The sequence below is a fragment of the Vibrio sp. Isolate24 genome (genome assembly GCF_022398215.1).
Lineage (GTDB): Bacteria > Pseudomonadota > Gammaproteobacteria > Enterobacterales > Vibrionaceae > Vibrio > Vibrio coralliilyticus_A.
In genome coordinates this window covers 90,888-110,309 of the sequence record NZ_JAKEUU010000008.1, presented here as the reverse complement: position 1 = coordinate 110,309, position 19,422 = coordinate 90,888, and the positions used below count along the sequence as shown (strand labels likewise).

Genomic DNA, 19,422 nt, shown 5'->3' with positions numbered 1-19,422 from the left:
AGCGTTCAATCTGAGCCATGATCAAACTCTTCAATTTAAGATTTTGTTCGGCTCAATGAATACTGAACATTACATAAAGTAATGTTTGAATTGACTGTGCTGAATCCGAAGATTCAATGGTCACTTCGTWTCATTGAAACCTAATTTGAAACCCCTCTTTATTCAGAGAAATTTCTAATTGGATTATCATCAACGAGTGCCCACACAGATTGATAGGTTTATATTGTTAAAGAGCTTTCGTCTTAAGTCTTACTCAAAACGGACGGCCATTTTAGCGAGATAAAGTTTAGTGTCAACCACTTTTTTCAAACTTATTTTCAAGCGTTTCCGCTTGGCTAATTGACCTTGCTAACTGGGCTAACATTTCTGTTGAAGCGTTGCCGTGTCAGCGAGGGGCATTATAGAGATAGAGATTATCTTGGCAACACTTTTTCTCGATTTTTCTGTGTTTTTTTACCTTTCGGTGAAACCTTAACCTCTAATGACCAAATATCACCTTTATATTCACAAATTACTAAACTTTTGAGCAAATAATGTGACTTTTTCCCAGTTGGTGTATTCAACTTCCTTGCTGGTATCCGTCTCTCCTCCAGTCATATTCATAATGAACTTAATCATCATTTTATCGAACCAGTTATAACGAGGGTAATAGAGAGCACCTGCAAACACACCAATTAACTCCGGCTTCCAAGGAGACTTGATCAAGAATTTGCGAATATATGCGCTACCTTCAGGAGTATCTTTCCCTTGGTCTTCTTTCCTCGCAGTCAAATTAACGCAAAAGAAAGCAACCTTACTCGACTCTAACTCTTGCCTATATTGCTCTATAAACTGATAAAGCCGCTTATTTAAATGACCATATCGGATTGATGCGCCAATCAAAACCTTGTCATACAATTCAAAATTAATGTTTTCAGCACTGTGTAAGTCCAGCGTTTCTACATCAAATTGTGAAAGCTCTTGCTCTATGTAACGAAGGATCTTTTTGGTTTGCCCTTCACGGGAAGAATAAAGAAATAGTGCTTTAGTCACAAAAGCTCCTTAACTGCGCCAAAATGTCGGAGTGAGTAGAATCAGTAAAGTGAATATCTCAAGACGCCCAAACAGCATAGAGACAATTAATACCCATTTGGCTTTATCGTTAACATCACCGAAATGCAATGCCACTTCTCCTAAACCTGGGCCAAGGTTATTGAGCGTAGCTGCCACTGCAGAAAAGGCACTTAACTCATCCATACCTGTCGCGATTAATCCCAGCATGCATACCACAAACACCAAAGCGTAAGCAGAAAAGAACCCCCATACAGCATCGACTACACGTTGAGAGAGTGCAGTTCCACCTACTTTGATCGTGTAAACCGCTCTTGGATGTACCAAACGTTTTAGCTCGCGCGCACCTTGCAAAGTGAGTAATAAAATACGAATAACTTTCATCCCTCCCCCCGTTGAACCGGCACAGCCTCCGATAAAGGAAGAAAATAGCAAAAGTACGGGTAAGAAAAGCGGCCATTCGGAGAACCCTGTGGTCGTAAAGCCAGCCGTAGTAGAAATTGAAACGGTCTGAAATAACGCCTGATCAAAAGCATCATAGACAGAGTTATAAGAGTGATGATTAAGCAAAATCAGAAAGCACACTACAAATAACAGTGCCTGAATGAAGATAAAAGCTCGGAACTCTGGATCTTTCCAATAGTATTTAGGATGAACACCACCGGATGCAAACGCAGCAAAGTGCAAAGAATAGTTACACGCAGAAATGAGTAAGAACACCACGGTAATCATGTTAATCGCGTAGCTATCAAAGTAGCCCATGCTGGCGTCATGCGTTGAAAAACCACCAATTGCGATAGTGGAAAAACTATGACCTATCGCGTCAAACGGCGTCATGCCCGCTAACCAGAATGCCAAGGCACACGCAATCGTTAAGCTCAAATAGATGTACCACAGCGCTTTTGCGGTTTCAGCAATCCTAGGCGTCATCTTACTGTCTTTGACTGGACCTGGAATCTCCGCGCGGTACAACTGCATGCCACCAATACCTAGTACAGGCAGAATTGCCACAGCAAGTACGATGATCCCCATTCCACCGAACCACTGTAGAAACTGACGATAAAACAATAGTGCCTTGGGAAGCTCATCAAGACCAACAATCACCGTTGCTCCTGTAGTCGTCAGCGCAGAAAAAGATTCAAAAAAAGCGTCTGTCACTGACACATTAGGATTATCAGAAAGCAAAAAAGGAATCGAACCCGCACTACCAATAACCGTCCAAAACAATACAACAATCAGAAAACCGTCTCTGGCTTTGAGTTCATGTTTATGACGGCGATTTGGCCACCAGCAGATAGCGCCACAGATGAGCAGAACAAAGAAAGTCGTAACAAAAGGCACACCAGCACCGTCACGATAAATCAACGCGACCAGCGCAGGCGCTAGCATTGAGACACTAAAAAGAGCGAGCAATAGCCCGACAATACGAATTATTGAACGAAACTGCATGAACTGATGATTACTGAAGCTGAGCTTCCGACTTCCTGATTATCTTTATTTTCCGTCTAAAGAGGTAACCAAAGCCTTGGCTCCACTTTTGTTGATTATGGTTTGGGTAAAGTCACTTACATAGCGAAGTTCAATTTCCACGACCATCTTTACTTGTTCACTATAGTCAGTCTCCACTTCTTGCGCGCTAAATTGCGGCAGTAAAGCCTGAACAATAGTAATAAAGCCATAGTCTAACTCCACTAATAGCTTTGTGGTTATTTTTTTCTCAATTGTTTGAAGCAACTTGAGTGCCTGCTGAACACCACCACCATACGCTTTGACTAAGCCACCAGTACCAAGTTTTATTCCACCAGAGTATCGAGTCACTACAGCCGAAATCTCACCCACTCCGGAACCTGATAGCTGAGCTAAGATGGGTTTGCCTGCCGTGCCAGAAGGTTCACCATCATCACTAAACCCCCATTTCATTGAATCTTCAGGTCGACCTGCGACAACCCCCCAGCAGTTGTGTCTGGCACCTGAATGTTGTGCTTTAACCTGCTCAACAAAAGCCTTGGCAGCTTCGACAGATGGAGTATGCGCTAGCTGGGTAATAAAGACACTTTTCTTAATTTCTTCTTCGAATAGAGCAAGTTGAGCGGGGATAAGATAGGGCAGTTCGTTCATGGCATTACGTCACTTTTCATTATCTTACCAGTCTACCATGAAACCCAATTAGCGCGCTTAAAAGATCAGCGGCAGCGCACAATGTTAAACACTTGTTTAAAAAATGTATTGAATTTAATTTTAGCTGAGTCCAAACTAAAACCACTGGTCTAACCAGAATAAAAATAAAGCGACATTTCTATATGCCGACCACAAGCCTGAGGTCGGTGTACGCGCAATCCCAAGATTGTATGTCATGGAGATAGATAATGATTTACCAAGCCGAAACCCTACAGGTAAAGGAATTACACGACGGTATCGCTGAGCTCAGTTTCTGCTCACCCAATTCTGTCAACAAGCTCGACCTCGCCACTCTTGAATCACTCGATAAAGCACTCGATGCTCTGAATGCCCATCAAGGCCTCAAGGGCCTGCTGCTAACATCAGATAAAGACGCTTTTATAGTTGGCGCAGATATCACTGAGTTCTTAAGCCTGTTTGCTAAAGAAGAAGCCGAACTCGATAAGTGGCTGCAGTTTGCTAACAGCATCTTCAATAAACTTGAAGACTTGCCTGTCCCTACACTTTCCGTGCTGAAAGGCCATACTCTTGGCGGTGGATGTGAGTGCGTACTTGCTACCGACATGCGCATTGGTGACAAAACCACCAGCATTGGCTTACCAGAAACTAAACTCGGAATCATGCCTGGCTTTGGCGGCTGTGTACGCCTGCCCCGCGTCATTGGTGCTGACAGTGCAATGGAAATCATCACGCAAGGTAAAGCTTGCCGCGCAGATGAAGCACTGAAAATTGGCTTACTTGATGCTGTGGTTGACAGTGAGTCATTGTATGAATCTGCGCTAGCAACGCTTACCCAAGCGATTAATGAGAAGCTTGATTGGCAGCAGCGCCGCAAACAAAAAACCTCTGCACTTACTCTCAGTAAGTTAGAAGCGATGATGAGCTTCACGATGGCGAAGGGCCTAGTGGCACAAAAAGCAGGTCCGCACTACCCTGCACCGATGAAAGCGGTCATCGCCATTGAAGAAGGTTCACGTTTTGCACGTAATGAAGCCCTAGATATTGAGCGTAAGTACTTCATCAAATTAGCTAAGTCCGAAGAAGCGAAAGCACTGGTTGGTCTTTTCCTTAATGACCAGTACATCAAAGGTATTGCCAAGAAAGCAGCGAAAAACGCTAACAAGCAAACTGAACGCGCAGCGGTGCTCGGTGCAGGCATTATGGGTGGAGGTATTGCTTACCAATCAGCCCTAAAAGGCGTGCCGGTTATGATGAAAGACATCGCTCAGGCATCTTTAGACCTCGGTATGACAGAGGCGTCTAAGCTGCTTAATAAGCGCTTGTCACGCGGCCGTATCGATGGATTTAAGATGGCTGGTATCCTAGCGTCGATTACACCTAGTCTACATTACGCCGGGATTGAAAATTCGGATGTGATTGTTGAAGCTGTGGTAGAAAACCCGAAAGTAAAAGCCGCAGTATTAAGTGAAGTAGAACAACAGGTCAGCGAAGATACTGTTATCACTTCCAATACCTCGACAATCCCAATTAACTTACTGGCGAAGTCTCTTAAGCGTCCTGAAAATTTCTGTGGTATGCACTTCTTTAATCCAGTCCACAGAATGCCGCTGGTTGAAATCATTCGCGGTGAAAAGACCTCGGATGAAACCATCAATCGTGTTGTTGCTTACGCCGCGAAGATGGGTAAATCACCAATCGTGGTCAATGACTGTCCAGGTTTCTTCGTTAACCGCGTGCTATTCCCATACTTCGGTGGTTTCAGCATGTTGCTTCGTGACGGTGCAGACTTCACCAAAGTCGACAAAATCATGGAGCGTCAGTTTGGTTGGCCAATGGGCCCAGCTTACCTGCTAGATGTAGTAGGTATTGATACTGCTCACCATGCCCAAGCGGTGATGGCACAAGGCTTCCCTGAACGCATGGGTAAGTCAGATCGCGATGCGATTGATGCTCTGTTCGACGCCAATAAATACGGACAGAAGAATGGCAGCGGTTTCTACAGCTACAGCGTAGATAAGCGCGGTAAACCGAAGAAAGCCTTCACCGACGAAATTCTACCTATCCTGTCGGAAGTCTGTAGCCAAACTCAAGAGTTCGATGACCAAACCATCATTCAACGTATGATGATTCCTATGATCAACGAAGTGGTACTTTGCCTACAAGAAAACATTATTGCCTCTCCACAAGAAGCCGATATGGCATTAGTGTACGGCTTAGGCTTCCCTCCATTCCGCGGCGGGGTGTTCCGTTACTTAGATAGTGTGGGCATCGCTGAATATATCGCGATGGCAGAACAGTACCAAACGCTCGGTGCTATGTATCAGGTTCCACAAATGCTGATTGATATGGCTGCTAAAGGTGAAACCTTCTACGGCACTCAGCAACAAGGTTCTATCTAAGGAGATTCCCACATGGCTTTACAAACAAGAAACGTCGTTATCGTAGATTGTCTACGTACACCTATGGGTCGCTCTAAAGGTGGTGCATTCCGACATACTCGTGCTGAGGACCTATCAGCACACTTAATGAAAGGCATCCTAGCGCGTAACCCTCAGGTTAATCCAAGTGAGATTGAAGATATTTACTGGGGCTGTGTTCAGCAAACCCTAGAGCAAGGCTTCAACGTAGCACGTAATGCTGCCCTACTGGCAGGCCTGCCGATTGAAATTGGCGCGGTGACGGTTAACCGTTTATGTGGTTCCTCGATGCAGGCGCTACATGACGGTACTCGCGCTATCATGACAGGTGACGCTGAGATCTGTCTAATTGGTGGTGTTGAGCACATGGGCCACGTACCAATGAACCATGGGGTAGATTTCCACCCAGGCATGTCTAAACATGTCGCCAAAGCAGCAGGCATGATGGGTCTGACAGCTGAAATGCTGGGTAAGCTGCACGGCATCAGCCGTGAGCAGCAAGACGAATTTGCCGCACGCTCTCATGCTCGCGCTCACGCTGCTACATTGGAAGGTCGCTTTAAGAATGAAATCTTACCGACTGAAGGTCATGCGGCGGACGGTACCTTATTCACTCTTGACCATGACGAAGTCATTCGTCCAGAGACTTCTGTAGAAGGCCTGTCTCAGTTACGTCCAGTATTTGACCCTGCAAATGGTACAGTCACAGCAGGTACGTCATCAGCGCTTTCAGACGGCGCGTCTGCGATGCTGATCATGAGTGAAGACAAAGCAAACGAACTCGGTTTAACCATTCGTGCCCGTATCAAAGGTATGGCGATTGCGGGCTGTGATCCTTCTATCATGGGCTATGGCCCAGTACCTGCGACGCAAAAAGCACTAAAACGTGCTGGCCTGTCAATTGAAGATATGGATGTGATTGAGCTTAATGAAGCTTTTGCTGCACAATCTCTACCGTGTGCAAAAGACTTAGGCTTGTTGGAAGTGATGGACGAGAAGGTTAACCTGAATGGCGGTGCAATTGCACTAGGCCATCCGCTAGGCTGTTCTGGCTCACGCATCTCAACCACACTGATCAATCTAATGGAATCGAAAGACGCAAAATACGGTCTCGCGACTATGTGTATTGGTTTAGGTCAAGGTATTGCAACGGTATTCGAACGTCCGTAAAGTGCCGTTCGTAAGAAAAGCAAAGCGCCAGTAAGAACTGGCGCTTTTTGAACCCCTCATCTTGCTTGCAACCAGTCTTGATATAACTGCTCACTGGATCCTAGGTAGTCGACCATCCATTGAATCATCTTATGATTTTCATCTTTGCGCCACACTAAGCAGCAATGGCTCAAAGGTTTCTCTTCAGGAAGAATTTTTTCCACCAGCAACCCTTCAGCAATCAAAGGGCGCGCAATATGCCGAGGCATATAACCCACCCCTACACCGTTTTTTAGGCACTCTATCGCACTGTACCAGTTGGGTAGCAGCAATCTGCGCTGCTTGGGATAATGCACTGTGTGTCTCTTGGGTAATAAATTGGAAGTATCATCTAAGCAGATTGCAGGATACTGACTGACGTACTCTTCACTTAATGCCTGCTGTTTCACACACGGATGGCTGGGAGACATGACAAACGCCCAATCTAAAATACCCATTTCACGAACTTCAAAATCTCCTCCAACGGGAATCGCTGCTGTCGCACCGATAACGATATCAGCGCGACCTTGTGAAATCGCTTCCCAAGAACCATTAAACACTTCCATATTGATTTGTAATTCAGCGTAAGGAAAAGTCCGATAGAAGTCTTCAATGAGAGGTTTGAGTCGCTCAAGCTTCACCACATTATCCAACGTGATCTTGAGCGTTTTCTGCCACCCATGGGCGGCGCGTCTCGTTTGCGCTTTCACTTCTTCCATCTGACGTAACATAGCTCTGGCTTGATCCAAAAACAGTTCTCCAGCCGCTGTCAGTTCTACTTTTCTTGGAAGACGACGAAATAACACCACATCCAGCTCTTGCTCTATCTGACGAATACTATAACTAATCGCAGACGGCACCTTATGCAGCTCTTCCGCTGCCGCAGTGAAACTGCCCAACCGAGCAACAGTGTCCACCAGCTCTAACGATGTTTGCGAAAACACACCCACAACAATACCTTTCAAAAATTTTGATTAATAACTGTAAATTTTAGCGTTTCAATTTCATTAATATGAAAAATAGAATAGCAAAGTTAATAAAAAGGTTGGCGCCAACTTATAACAATCCGTGAATTTTTTTGAATGGAAAGATGATGAAAATCTCTAAATTACAACTTTTTTATTTAGCCTCGTTATCAATGCTAGGTTTTATTGCCACAGATATGTACTTACCTGCTTTCAAGGTCATGGAAAATGACTTCGCCACAGGTCCAGAACAAATCGCATTATCGCTGACCGTCTTTTTAGTCGGTATGGCAATGGGTCAGCTACTCTGGGGGCTGGCCTCTGATAAATTTGGCCACCGTAATACTCTTGCCGTAGGTTTAGGTTTATTTACTTTGGCATCTTTTGGTCTCGCCTTCAGCGATCAAGTCTGGCAATTACTGACACTTCGCTTCGTTCAGGCCATCGGCGTCTGCGCTCCCGCTGTGATTTGGCAAGCCATGGTTATCAAGCGTTATTCCAGCAGCAGCCAACAAATCTTTGCCACCATCATGCCCTTAGTCGCACTCTCTCCCGCGTTAGCCCCCCAACTGGGTGTTGTACTGGCAGATAACTTTGGTTGGCACAGTATTTTCGTCACTCTGACCTTAATGGGGCTATTTTTGGCAGTGACAACAATGGCACAAAGCCAGGAGAAGGCACCAGCCAAACAAACAAGCATAGGTTCAGACATCAAAGCGCTAGTAGGCTCAAAGACTTATTTGGGCAACGTCATGATGTTTGCTACCGCATCAGCGGCCTTCTTTGCTTACTTAACTGGGATGCCAGAAATCATGGCTCAGCTTGGTTACGAAGCCAAAGATATCGGTCTAAGTTTTATTCCACAGACGATCGCCTTTATGGCTGGTGGTTACCTAGGGAAAAAAGGGGTAACCAAATTTGGTGACGAAAAAGTACTGCGCCAGTTGATTGGTTTATTCAGTGTCGCTTCACTACTGGTGTTTATCGCCTCACAATGGCAGCTAACGTCTATCTGGCCGATTCTTGCACCCTTCTGTTTAATTGCGGTTGCGAACGGTGCGCTTTACCCGATTGTCGTCAACCGCGCATTGGCCAGCGCTAAGCAGAGCCCAGCCACTGCAGCAGGACTGCAAAACAGTTTGCAGATCTGCATCAGCAGTCTCGCCAGTGCATTAGTCGCGGCGATGGCTAGCCAAGCTCAAGTCATTACAGGTGTCACTATTCTGATCTGTATGGGTGGGTTGTGGATAGGATTTGTTGTCTCTAATCGTCAATTGTCTGAGCACTTTACAACTCCAGATAATTCACGAGTGGTAAGTGACGAATAAACGATAAAAAGAGCCGCACAATGCGGCTCTTTCCTATTCAAAGCACTTACATGCTTGTAAGTCCCCATTTTTCAGCGGTTTTCTTAAAGAAGCCCTGAGTTTTTTTCAGCTCCACCCAATGGTTAATGTAATTAATCCATACCTGATCATCCTGAGGCAGCAACATCGCAATCGGTGTCGGTTTACGTGGCTGTTTTACAGGGACAATCGCAAGCTGTTTAAATTTCTCCACCAGTGTTGCAGCTTCAACATTGGAGGTGACTGAAACATCTGCACGACGAGCCAATAACTCTTGGAAATCGCGAGCGGGCGCTTCAATGACGATGTGCTTCGCGGAAGGGAAAAACTCTTTGACCATCTTTTCTTGGACCGTGCCTAACGTTGCGGCCACTTTCACATCCTCTTTATTGAAATCGCTCCAATCCGAGAATTTTTGTAGATCCTTTTTCTGTACGACGGGTACAAACGCCAAATAGAAATAAGGTTGACTATAACCTGCCACTTTCGCACGTGACATATTCAATGATGCACTTCCCGTTATGTCATACTTGTTTGCTGTAATACCATTGACCAAGGTTTTCCAGTCTGTCGCCACGTATTCAATTTTCACACCTAAGTCTTTAGCCAGTTCAGTGGTAACATCAATGTCAAAACCACGATAGCTGTTCGTTGCTGGGTCTTTCATCGTCATCGGATTCCAGTCCCCAGTCGTCCCTACTCGTAATACTCCGCTGTCGAGAATATCATCAAGTCGGCTAGTGTCAGCCGCCGATTGCCCAATCGATAAAATACACAGTCCGAGTGCGAGGATGAACTTGTTCATTTAATCTTCCTTAAAGTTATTACGCTCTGTGATTGTTCACTGCTAACATAGCAGCAACAAAGATAATTTTTTAGACAATACAGGATGTAATGTGACCTATCGTTATTTCTGGCTGGCAACACTTCTGCTCCTTACTGGTTGTAGTGACTACCAATGGGGCTGGTATGTGCTCGATCCTGCGACAGAGCAAGGCCAAACCAATCTGAAGTTTCTCAGTGCAGGGTTTTACGACACGATGACGATTTCTTTGTTGAGCATGGCTCTCGCCATGTTAATTGGCTTGATGGTTGCTCTGCCCTCATTATCGAGCTCAACATGGCTAAATGGCTTTAACCGGGTTTATGTTGAAGTGATTCGCTCAATTCCTGTGCTTGTTCTGCTGCTGTGGGTCTACTACGGCCTACCAACACTATTGGACATCTCCCTCGATCACTTCTGGGCAGGTGTCATCGCTCTTACCATTGCCGAAAGTGCTTTTATGGCGGAAGTGTTCCGTGGCGGTATTCAATCTATTGCCAAAGGACAGCATGAAGCAGCTGAGTCACTTGGCCTGAACTATTGGCAAAAGATGCGCTTAGTGATCCTTCCACAAGCATTTAGGCAAATCCTACCACCACTCGGCAACCAATTTGTCTATATCCTAAAAATGAGTTCACTGGTCAGTGTGATTGGCTTGAGTGACTTAACAAGGCGGGCCAATGAGTTGGTAGTTAATGAGTACTTACCACTCGAGATCTATACCTTCTTGGTGCTGGAATATCTGGTATTGATTCTACTGGTATCACAAGCTGTCCGGTGGTTGGAGCAACGAATAGCGATCCCAAGCAACTGAATACAAAAACGCCGCCCTAAGGCGGCGATCCTTTAATTACTTTGGACTACTTCTTCTTGACGGGACGCTGCCAGCCTGTGATTTTGCGCTCTTTCGCGCGGGTAATCACTAACTCTCCTTCAGCGACATCTTTGGTTAATGTGGTTCCCGCTCCAACTGTCGCACCGTCAGCGATGCTTACTGGCGCTACTAGTTGGCTGTCAGAACCAACAAATACATCATTACCGATAACCGTCTTAAATTTATTTGCGCCATCATAGTTACAGGTGATCGTGCCTGCGCCGATGTTTGTGCGTTGACCAATTTCCGCATCACCTAAATAGGTCAGGTGATTCGCTTTAGAGCCCTCGCCAATACGCGCATTCTTCACTTCAACGAAGTTGCCTACGTGAGAGTCATTACGCATCTCAGCCCCCGGGCGTAAGCGAGTGAACGGGCCAACCGTACAGTCTTCACCCACCGTTGCACCTTCAATCACGCTGTAAGGACGAATGACGGAATTATCATCAATTTCACAGTCTTTTAGCACGCTACCTGTGCCAATGATCACGTTATCACCTAAGGTGACTTTGCCTTCAATGATCACGTTGGTATCGATCTCACAATCCATTCCGCATTGCAGTTCACCACGTAGATCAAAACGAGCAGGATCACGTAGCATAACGCCTTGCTCTAACAGCTTTTGTGCTTGCATTGATTGGAAAGCACGCTCTAAGCGAGCGAGTTGAGCACGGTCGTTAACGCCTTCCACTTCAATCGGATTTACTGGATGCACAGCTTCTACAGCACGACCTTCGTCGTGAGCCGCAGCAATGACATCCGTCAGATAATACTCACCTTGGGCATTATTGTTATTTAGACCAGATAGCCAACGTTTCAGATCACCACCTGTCGCGACCATTACACCAGTATTGATCTCTTTAATCAGCTTCTGCTCTTCAGTCGCGTCTTTCTGTTCGACGATAGCTACTACAGGGCCATTCTTACGCACAATGCGTCCATACCCCATCGGGTTATCCAGTACCACGGTCAGTAACGCGATACCACCAGTAGGCTGCGCATCCAATAGGCTTTCGATTGTCTCTTCTGAGATCAGTGGTACATCACCATAGAGCACTAAGATCTTTTCATCATCCTCAAATTGACAAGAGGCTTGATCCACAGCATGACCTGTACCTAATTGATCAGCCTGCAGCACCCAGTTGACTGACTCTTCCGCCAACTCTTTCTGCATCTGGTCGCCACCATGGCCGTACACCAAATGAATATTTTGCGCACCTAAACTGGCACATGTATCAATCACATGCTTTGCCATAGGTTTGCCCGCCAAGGTATGCAGTACTTTGGGCTTGTTCGAGTACATGCGAGTCCCTTTACCCGCTGCGAGGATCACCGCGCTAAATTTCATTCAGTAACCTTTAAATGTGCTGTTTTTAAACTGAGGGGTATTCTAGACACTTATCCAAGATTAGTTAATTGCTCTGGAAAAATTTCTATTAAAAATTAAGCAAAAAGGCGGTCATAAGACCGCCTTTATCATTTTTAAAACACCGTAAATAGGATTAACGGCGTTTCTTTGTCAGCTCGATAACACGTAGCTGAGCAATGGCTTTCGCCAGCTCACTGGCCGCTTGAGCGAAGTCCATATCGCCGTGCTGATTCTGGATACTCTCCTCAGCGCGACGCTTGGCTTCTTCTGCCTTCGCTGCGTCTAGCTCTTCACCACGGATAGCAGTATCAGCCAGTACAGTCGCTGTACCTGGCTGAACTTCCACCATACCACCAGAAACATAAATGATTTCTTCGTGGCCGTGCTGTTTCACAATACGCACCATACCAGGCTTGATAGCGGTCAGTAACGGAGTGTGGCCGTGGAAAATACCCAGCTCACCTTCGCTACCGGTCACCTGAAACGTTTCAACGCGACCAGAGAAGATTTTCTTCTCAGCGCTTACTACGTCTAGGTGAAAGGTTATTGGTGCCATATCGCCTCCTAGTTAGCCTTATAGCTTCTTCGCATTCTCGATAGCATCGTCAATTGCACCACAGTACATGAACGCTTGCTCTGGAATGTCGTCGTAATCACCAGCTAGTAGACCTTTGAAGCCACGTAGAGTCTCTTTAAGAGGTACGTAGATGCCTGGGTCACCAGTGAATACTTCCGCTACGTGGTAAGGCTGAGTTAGGAAACGCTCAATCTTACGTGCACGAGATACAACTTGCTTATCTTCTTCAGATAGCTCGTCCATACCTAGGATCGCGATGATGTCTTTCAGCTCTTTGTAACGCTGTAGAGTAGACTGAACGCCACGCGCAATGTCGTAGTGCTCCTGACCTACCACTAGCGGGTCTAGCTGACGAGACGTTGAATCCAGTGGGTCGATCGCTGGGTATAGACCCATCGCTGCGATGTTACGGTTAAGTACAACCGTTGCATCTAAGTGCGCGAACGTGGTTGCTGGAGAAGGGTCAGTCAAGTCATCCGCTGGTACATATACCGCCTGTACAGACGTGATAGAACCTTGCTTAGTTGACGTGATACGCTCCTGTAGTACGCCCATCTCTTCTGCCAGTGTAGGCTGGTAACCTACTGCAGAAGGCATACGACCTAGAAGTGCTGATACTTCCGTACCTGCTAGCGTGTAACGGTAGATGTTATCAACGAACAGTAGAACGTCACGACCTTCATCACGGAAACGCTCAGCCATTGTTAGACCAGTTAGTGCAACACGTAGACGGTTACCTGGTGGCTCGTTCATCTGACCGTAAACCATTGCTACTTTTGATTCTTCAGGCTTCTCAACGTTTACAACGCCCGCTTCCTGCATCTCAAAGTAGAAGTCGTTACCTTCACGAGTACGCTCACCAACACCAGCGAATACTGACAGACCTGAGTGCTGTAGTGCGATGTTGTTGATAAGTTCCATCATGTTAACGGTCTTACCTACACCTGCACCACCGAATAGACCGATTTTACCACCCTTAGCGAATGGACAAACTAGGTCGATTACTTTAACACCAGTCTCTAGTAGAGCGGTTTCGTTTGATTGCTCTTCGTAGCTTGGTGCTTCACGGTGAATAGAGTAAGACTCTTCTGCACCGATTTCACCACGCTCGTCAATTGCGTCACCTAGAACGTTCATGATACGACCTAGGGTCTTAGTACCTACTGGTACTGAAATTGGAGCGCCAGTATTTACCACTTCCACTCCACGACGTAAACCATCAGAGCTACCCATTACGATACAACGAACTACGCCACCGCCTAGCTGTTGTTGAACTTCAAGAACTAGACGCTCTTTTGAGTCCGTTACGTTTAGAGCGTCATATACACTAGGTACTTCGCTCTGTGGGAACTCTACGTCGACTACCGCACCGATGATCTGTACGATCTTACCTGTAGCCATCGTTAATCCTCTAAACTATTTCGTTTTACCTAAGCTTAAACCGCTGCAGCACCACCAACGATTTCCGATAGTTCTTGTGTAATCGCAGCCTGACGGGCTTTGTTATACACAAGCTCTAGATCTTCAATCAAGTTGGTCGCATTATCAGTTGCAGCTTTCATCGCAATCATTCGAGCCGCTTGTTCACAAGCAAGGTTCTCAACCACACCTTGGTAGACCTGAGACTCTACGTAGCGCACTAACAGTGCATCAAGCAGAGGTTGTGGCTCAGGTTCATAGATGTAGTCCCATGAATGCTCACGCTGCATCTCTTCGCTGTCCGATTTAGGCAAAGGTAGCAATTGATCGATCGTTGGTTGCTGAACCATAGTGTTAACAAACTTGTTGAACACTACATACAGACGGTCCAGTTCACCTTCATCGTATTTCTTCAGCATTACGCTTACAGAACCGATTAGGTCTTCAAGGCTAGGGCTATCGCCCAGACCAGAAACCTGCGCAGCGACTTTAGCGCCACTGTTGTTGAAAAAGGCTGTTGCTTTCGAACCGACGACTGCCAGTTCAACCTCAGCACCTTTCTCTTTCCAAGCTTGCATGTCTGTTACAGCTTTCTTGAACACGTTAATGTTCAAGCCGCCACACAAGCCGCGGTCTGTAGAAACGATGATGTAACCAACTCGCTTCGCTTCACGCTCTTCTAGGTACGGATGACGGTACTCTAAATTCGCGTTTGCCACGTGACCGATCACTTTACGCATTGTTTCAGCGTATGGACGAGAAGCTTCCATTGCATCTTGAGAACGACGCATTTTTGAAGCTGCTACCATTTCCATCGCTTTCGTAATTTTCTGAGTGCTTTTCACACTACCGATTTTATTACGTATCTCTTTTGCGCCGGCCATCGTTACTCTCCATTAGTTGGTGGCATTACTGCCACCGACCTATTACCAAGTTTGGGTTGCCACGAAATCATCAACCAGCTTCTTAAGCTGAGCTTCGATTTCATCGTTGTACGCACCCGTCTTGTCGATCTCAGACGCTAGTTCAGCGTATTGACCGCGAGCATACGATAGTAGAGCCGCTTCGAAATCTAGCAGTTTGCTTAGTTCAACATCTGCTAAATAGCCGCGCTCTGCCGCGAAGATCACTAGTGCTTGGTCAAAAACAGACATTGGAGCGTACTGCTTCTGCTTCATTAGTTCTGTTACTTTCTGACCATGGTCTAGCTGTTTCTTCGTTGCTTCATCAAGATCAGACGAGAACTGAGCAAATGCTGCAAGTTCACGGTACTGAGCAAGAGCAGTACGAATACCGCCAGAGAGCTTCTTGATGATTTTCGTCTGAGCTGAACCACCTACACGTGATACCGAGATACCTGGGTCAACCGCTGGACGAACACCTGCGTTGAATAGCTCAGTTTGTAGGAAGATCTGACCATCGGTAATCGAGATTACGTTAGTCGGTACGAATGCTGAAACGTCACCAGCTTGAGTTTCGATGATAGGAAGAGCAGTCAAAGAGCCCGTCTTACCTTTCACTTCACCATTAGTGAACTTCTCTACGTATTCTGCATTTACACGAGCAGCACGCTCTAGTAGACGCGAGTGAAGGTAGAAAACATCACCAGGGAATGCCTCACGGCCAGGTGGACGTTTTAGTAGTAGAGAGATCTGACGGTAAGCTACTGCCTGTTTAGATAGATCATCATAAACAATCAGTGCGTCTTCGCCGCGATCACGGAAGTATTCACCCATCGCACAACCTGCGTATGGCGCTAAGTATTGTAGCGCTGCAGATTCAGAAGCTGACGCAACAACAACAATAGTGTTAGCTAGCGCGCCATGTTCTTCCAGTTTGCGTACTACGTTAGCAATAGTCGATGCTTTTTGACCGATAGCTACGTAGATAGAGAAAATACCAGAGTTTTTCTGGTTAATGATTGCATCGATCGCCATCGCTGTTTTACCAGTCTGGCGGTCACCGATCACAAGCTCACGCTGACCACGACCGATTGGGATCATTGAGTCAACAGATTTGTAACCAGTTTGCACAGGCTGATCAACCGACTGACGGTCGATTACACCCGGTGCAATCACTTCTACAGGTGAAGTCAGTTTGGCTTCAATAGGACCTTTACCATCAATAGGCTCACCTAGCGTGTTTACTACGCGACCTAGTAGTTCTGGACCAACTGGTACTTCAAGAATACGACCAGTACCTGTAACTTTCATGCCTTCCTTAAGGTCAGCATATGGGCCCATTACAACTGCACCAACCGAGTCACGCTCAAGGTTAAGTGCTAGTGCATAACGGCCACCCGGTAATTCAATCATTTCACCTTGCATCACGTCCGCTAGGCCGTGGATGCGGATGATACCATCGCTTACCGATACGATAGTACCCTCATTGCGAGCTTCACTAACAACTTCGAAAGATTCGATACGCTGTTTGATTAGCTCGCTGATTTCCGTGGAATTAAGTTGCATGCTCCAATCCCCATTAAGACTGCAATGCATCGCTCAGGCGGTTCAAACGTCCACGCGCTGAGTCATCGATGACTAAGTCTCCGGCTCGAATAATCACCCCACCAAGTAGGGCCTCATCTACACTGCAATTCAGCTTAACTTTGCGCTCAAGACGCTGCTCAAGTTTGCTGCTGATACCTGCAAGCTGTTCATCAGAAAGGTCAGTAGCGGAAATCACTTCCACATCCACTTCTTTCTCATGCTCTTTTTTCAGAGCAAAGAACTGTTCACAAACATCAGGAAGGGCCGCTAATCGACCATTCTCCGCCATTACCTTCAGAAGGTTTTGGCCATGAGCATCAACTTGTTCGCCGCAAACTGCTACAAATACTTCTGCGAGTTTGTCCGCAGAAACTGACCCCGTTAAGAGTTCGTGCATTTGTTCGTTTTTAGCGACTTCAGCAGCAAAAGAAAGCATTTGACCCCATTGGTCCAACGCGCCTTTTTCTACTGCAAAGTCGAAGGCTGCTTTAGCATAGGGGCGTGCGATAGTAGTCAAATCAGACATAGGCGCCCCCAGACTTAAAGTTTTGCAGTAATGTTGTCGAGAATATCTTTGTGCGCATCTTTATCGATGGAACGCTCAATGATCTTCTCAGCACCAGCTACAGCCAGAGTTGCAACTTGTTTGCGCAGCTCATCGCGTGCACGGTTGCGTTCAGCTTCAAGTTCTGCTTCTGCTTGCGATAGGATTTTCTGACGTTCAGTCTGAGCTTCCTCGCGAGCTTCATCTAGAATTTGAGCTTTGCGCTTATTCGCTTGCTCGATGATCTCAGTTGCTGTGCGCTTCGCTTCTTTCAACTGATCAGAAGCGTTGGCTTGTGCTAGATCCAAGTCTTTCGCAGCACGTTCAGCTGCCTGCAGACCGTCAGCAATTTTCTTCTGACGCTCTTCGATCGCTTGCATCAACGGTGGCCATACATACTTCATGCAGAACCACACAAACAGTGCAAACGAGATTGCTTGACCTAGCAGAGTTGCGTTTATATTCACAACAGCTACCCCTTCTATTCGGACTTAGTGTTAATCAATAACAAGCTAATGCTTGTCGAAAGTTAAAAGCGATTAACCTAGTTGACCAACGAATGGGTTTGCGAAAGTGAATAGAAGTGCGATAACGATACCGATCATTGGAACCGCATCAAGTAGACCCGCGATGATGAACATCTTAACTTGTAGCATAGGAGCCATTTCTGGTTGACGTGCTGCACCTTCAAGGAATTTACCACCTAGAAGTGCGAAACCAATCGCTGTACCAAGAGAAGCAAGACCGACGATAAGACCTACGGCGATTGCAGAAAAGCTCAGTAAAGTTTCCATTACTATCTCCAATTTATAGTTGTTGGCTAGTTGCCCAAATAAAAAGCTTTAAAAAAATTAATGATCACTGTCTTCGTGTGCCATTGACAGGTAAACAATTGTCAACATCATAAACACGAAGGCTTGAATCGTGATAACCAAGACATGGAAGATTGCCCACGGTAGTGAACCCATCCATTGCAAGTACCATGGTAGCATTGCCGCACAAAGAATGAATACAACCTCACCCGCGAACATGTTACCGAATAGACGCATACCAAGAGACAGAGGTTTCGCCAGTAGCGAGACCACTTCAATCAGTAGGTTAAACGGGATCATCAGTGGGTGATTGAATGGATGTAGTGCTAATTCTTTAGCGAATCCACCTAGACCTTTCACTTTGATGCTGTAGTAAATCATCAGAGCGAATACGCCTAGAGCCATAGCCATGGTGATATTCACATCAGCAGACGGTACAACCTTAAGATAAGGGATACCAAGCCAATGCTCTGCTGGGTAAGGTAAGAAGTCGATTGGCACTAAGTCCATCAAGTTCATTAAGAATACCCAACAAAAGATAGTCAGTGCTAAAGGTGCGATCAGTGGGTTGCGTCCATGGAACGTGTCTTTGACGTTTTCCGCGACAAATTCAACGATCATTTCTACAGCACACTGAAGCTTACCTGGTACACCCGCTGTTGTTCTCTTTGCTACCTTGTAAAAAATTCCGAGGAAAATTAAACCAGTAAACCAAGAAAAAAACAGGCTATCGATATGTACGTTCCAGAAACTTGCCTCCTCCGCTACAAGACCTAACTTATAAGTAGAAAGGTTTGTAAGGTGGTGGGAAATGTATCCGGACGCAGTTAGCGCTTCACCTGGCGCAGCCATAACTCATCCTATTTTTTGTTGTTAATGAATAGCACTGGCGCACAGATATTAATACCTAGAGCCAGCAAATAGGTTAGCTTAAGGGGAACAAGTTCCACCTGTATATACATGTAGGCAACGGAGAAAAGCGCCACCGTGATAAGGATTTTCAGTGCTTCACCGGCATAGAAAGAGTTCGCGATCCGCTTTGCGGCGCGAGCTCCACCATACATGAAAGCAAACAATGCGAACACCGCATTCGCAACAACAAAAATGCCGCCGCCAATCAGTGCTGAAAGCCCCCATTCAGCATTCACAGCCACTGCCATTCCTGCCGCCATTAATGTAACCGCGCCGAACTGGATCATTAACAATCGCTTTGCAAGCTCTCGTCCTGGTCTAGCTAACGCAGCTACCATGTATTCGTACCTCGAGTAAAATCCACAGCGTTACTACCTCGGTGCTGGGAAATTGGCGAAAATTATACGGTGAGTCCGATTGAATGCAATTAAAACACCGCAAAAAGTTACAATTTTGTTTACAAACCGACAACTTCCGCACAAAAATTCGTTTTTTTAC

The 19,422-nt window shown here is 46.0% G+C and carries 19 protein-coding genes; 4 read left to right on the top strand and 15 right to left on the bottom strand.

Features of this window, described 5'->3' with window-relative positions:
- Positions 1 to 504: 504 nt before the first annotated feature.
- The 3 genes from hemG to L1D23_RS19900 are packed head-to-tail and all read right to left on the bottom strand — an operon-like array spanning position 505 to position 3,168.
- Positions 505 to 1,032 (bottom strand): menaquinone-dependent protoporphyrinogen IX dehydrogenase, encoded by a 528-nt coding sequence (gene hemG / locus L1D23_RS19910; protein WP_239838778.1) that lies wholly within the window; start codon positions 1,030 to 1,032, stop codon positions 505 to 507.
- Between the two features lie 9 nt (positions 1,033 to 1,041).
- Entirely contained in the window at positions 1,042 to 2,499 is a 1,458-nt protein-coding gene (locus tag L1D23_RS19905) for a TrkH family potassium uptake protein (protein ID WP_239838779.1), read from the bottom strand.
- Between the two features lie 45 nt (positions 2,500 to 2,544).
- Positions 2,545 to 3,168: a YigZ family protein gene (locus L1D23_RS19900; protein ID WP_239870945.1), complete on the bottom strand. Its 624-nt coding sequence runs from the start codon at positions 3,166 to 3,168 to the stop codon at positions 2,545 to 2,547.
- A 248-nt stretch (positions 3,169 to 3,416) separates the two neighbouring features.
- Here L1D23_RS19900 and fadB point away from each other — a divergent pair, with 248 nt between their 5' ends.
- Entirely contained in the window at positions 3,417 to 5,588 is a 2,172-nt protein-coding gene (fadB, locus tag L1D23_RS19895) for a fatty acid oxidation complex subunit alpha FadB (protein ID WP_239870942.1), read from the top strand.
- Positions 5,589 to 5,600: 12 nt separating this feature from the next.
- Positions 5,601 to 6,776 carry an acetyl-CoA C-acyltransferase FadA gene (fadA, locus tag L1D23_RS19890; protein ID WP_239870939.1) on the top strand — a complete coding sequence of 392 codons (1,176 nt, stop codon included), beginning with the start codon at positions 5,601 to 5,603 and terminating at the stop codon, positions 6,774 to 6,776.
- 56 nt (positions 6,777 to 6,832) lie between these two features.
- On the opposite strand, the gene punR is transcribed toward fadA, so the two are convergent.
- Positions 6,833 to 7,738, bottom strand: a complete 906-nt coding sequence (gene punR, locus L1D23_RS19885) for a DNA-binding transcriptional activator PunR (RefSeq protein ID WP_239870948.1) — start codon at positions 7,736 to 7,738, stop codon at positions 6,833 to 6,835.
- Between the two features lie 149 nt (positions 7,739 to 7,887).
- On the opposite strand from punR, the gene punC reads away from it, so the two are divergent.
- Positions 7,888 to 9,087, top strand: a complete 1,200-nt coding sequence (gene punC, locus L1D23_RS19880) for a purine nucleoside transporter PunC (protein ID WP_239870936.1) — start codon at positions 7,888 to 7,890, stop codon at positions 9,085 to 9,087.
- Positions 9,088 to 9,133: 46 nt separating this feature from the next.
- On the opposite strand, the gene L1D23_RS19875 is transcribed toward punC, so the two are convergent.
- Positions 9,134 to 9,910, bottom strand: a complete 777-nt coding sequence (locus L1D23_RS19875; protein WP_239870933.1) for a transporter substrate-binding domain-containing protein — start codon at positions 9,908 to 9,910, stop codon at positions 9,134 to 9,136.
- A 91-nt stretch (positions 9,911 to 10,001) separates the two neighbouring features.
- On the opposite strand from L1D23_RS19875, the gene L1D23_RS19870 reads away from it, so the two are divergent.
- Positions 10,002 to 10,742: an amino acid ABC transporter permease gene (locus L1D23_RS19870; protein ID WP_239870930.1), complete on the top strand. Its 741-nt coding sequence runs from the start codon at positions 10,002 to 10,004 to the stop codon at positions 10,740 to 10,742.
- Between the two features lie 46 nt (positions 10,743 to 10,788).
- Here L1D23_RS19870 and glmU read toward each other — a convergent pair whose 3' ends face one another.
- The 10 genes from glmU to L1D23_RS19820 form a co-directional block, all read right to left on the bottom strand.
- Positions 10,789 to 12,150 carry a bifunctional UDP-N-acetylglucosamine diphosphorylase/glucosamine-1-phosphate N-acetyltransferase GlmU gene (glmU, locus tag L1D23_RS19865; protein WP_239870928.1) on the bottom strand — a complete coding sequence of 454 codons (1,362 nt, stop codon included), beginning with the start codon at positions 12,148 to 12,150 and terminating at the stop codon, positions 10,789 to 10,791.
- Positions 12,151 to 12,304: 154 nt separating this feature from the next.
- Complete coding sequence (locus tag L1D23_RS19860; protein ID WP_006957442.1) at positions 12,305 to 12,727, bottom strand: F0F1 ATP synthase subunit epsilon; 423 nt, start codon at positions 12,725 to 12,727, stop codon at positions 12,305 to 12,307.
- Positions 12,728 to 12,745: 18 nt separating this feature from the next.
- Positions 12,746 to 14,149, bottom strand: coding sequence for a F0F1 ATP synthase subunit beta (gene atpD / locus L1D23_RS19855; RefSeq protein WP_239870925.1), 1,404 nt, complete (start codon positions 14,147 to 14,149; stop codon positions 12,746 to 12,748).
- Positions 14,150 to 14,184: 35 nt separating this feature from the next.
- On the bottom strand, positions 14,185 to 15,051 hold the full coding sequence (atpG, locus tag L1D23_RS19850; RefSeq protein WP_239870922.1) for a F0F1 ATP synthase subunit gamma: 867 nt from the start codon (positions 15,049 to 15,051) through the stop codon (positions 14,185 to 14,187).
- A 42-nt stretch (positions 15,052 to 15,093) separates the two neighbouring features.
- Positions 15,094 to 16,635 (bottom strand): F0F1 ATP synthase subunit alpha, encoded by a 1,542-nt coding sequence (gene atpA / locus L1D23_RS19845; RefSeq protein ID WP_239870919.1) that lies wholly within the window; start codon positions 16,633 to 16,635, stop codon positions 15,094 to 15,096.
- 13 nt (positions 16,636 to 16,648) lie between these two features.
- Positions 16,649 to 17,182, bottom strand: a complete 534-nt coding sequence (atpH, locus tag L1D23_RS19840; protein WP_239838789.1) for a F0F1 ATP synthase subunit delta — start codon at positions 17,180 to 17,182, stop codon at positions 16,649 to 16,651.
- Positions 17,183 to 17,196: 14 nt separating this feature from the next.
- Positions 17,197 to 17,667 carry a F0F1 ATP synthase subunit B gene (gene atpF, locus L1D23_RS19835; RefSeq protein ID WP_239838790.1) on the bottom strand — a complete coding sequence of 157 codons (471 nt, stop codon included), beginning with the start codon at positions 17,665 to 17,667 and terminating at the stop codon, positions 17,197 to 17,199.
- 72 nt (positions 17,668 to 17,739) lie between these two features.
- A complete protein-coding gene (gene atpE, locus L1D23_RS19830; RefSeq protein WP_006957448.1) occupies positions 17,740 to 17,994 on the bottom strand; it encodes a F0F1 ATP synthase subunit C in 255 nt (84 codons plus the stop codon).
- A gap of 57 nt (positions 17,995 to 18,051) precedes the next feature.
- Positions 18,052 to 18,864: a F0F1 ATP synthase subunit A gene (gene atpB / locus L1D23_RS19825; protein WP_006957449.1), complete on the bottom strand. Its 813-nt coding sequence runs from the start codon at positions 18,862 to 18,864 to the stop codon at positions 18,052 to 18,054.
- An 8-nt stretch (positions 18,865 to 18,872) separates the two neighbouring features.
- Positions 18,873 to 19,262 (bottom strand): F0F1 ATP synthase subunit I, encoded by a 390-nt coding sequence (locus L1D23_RS19820; RefSeq protein WP_006957450.1) that lies wholly within the window; start codon positions 19,260 to 19,262, stop codon positions 18,873 to 18,875.
- Positions 19,263 to 19,422 lie beyond the last annotated feature (160 nt).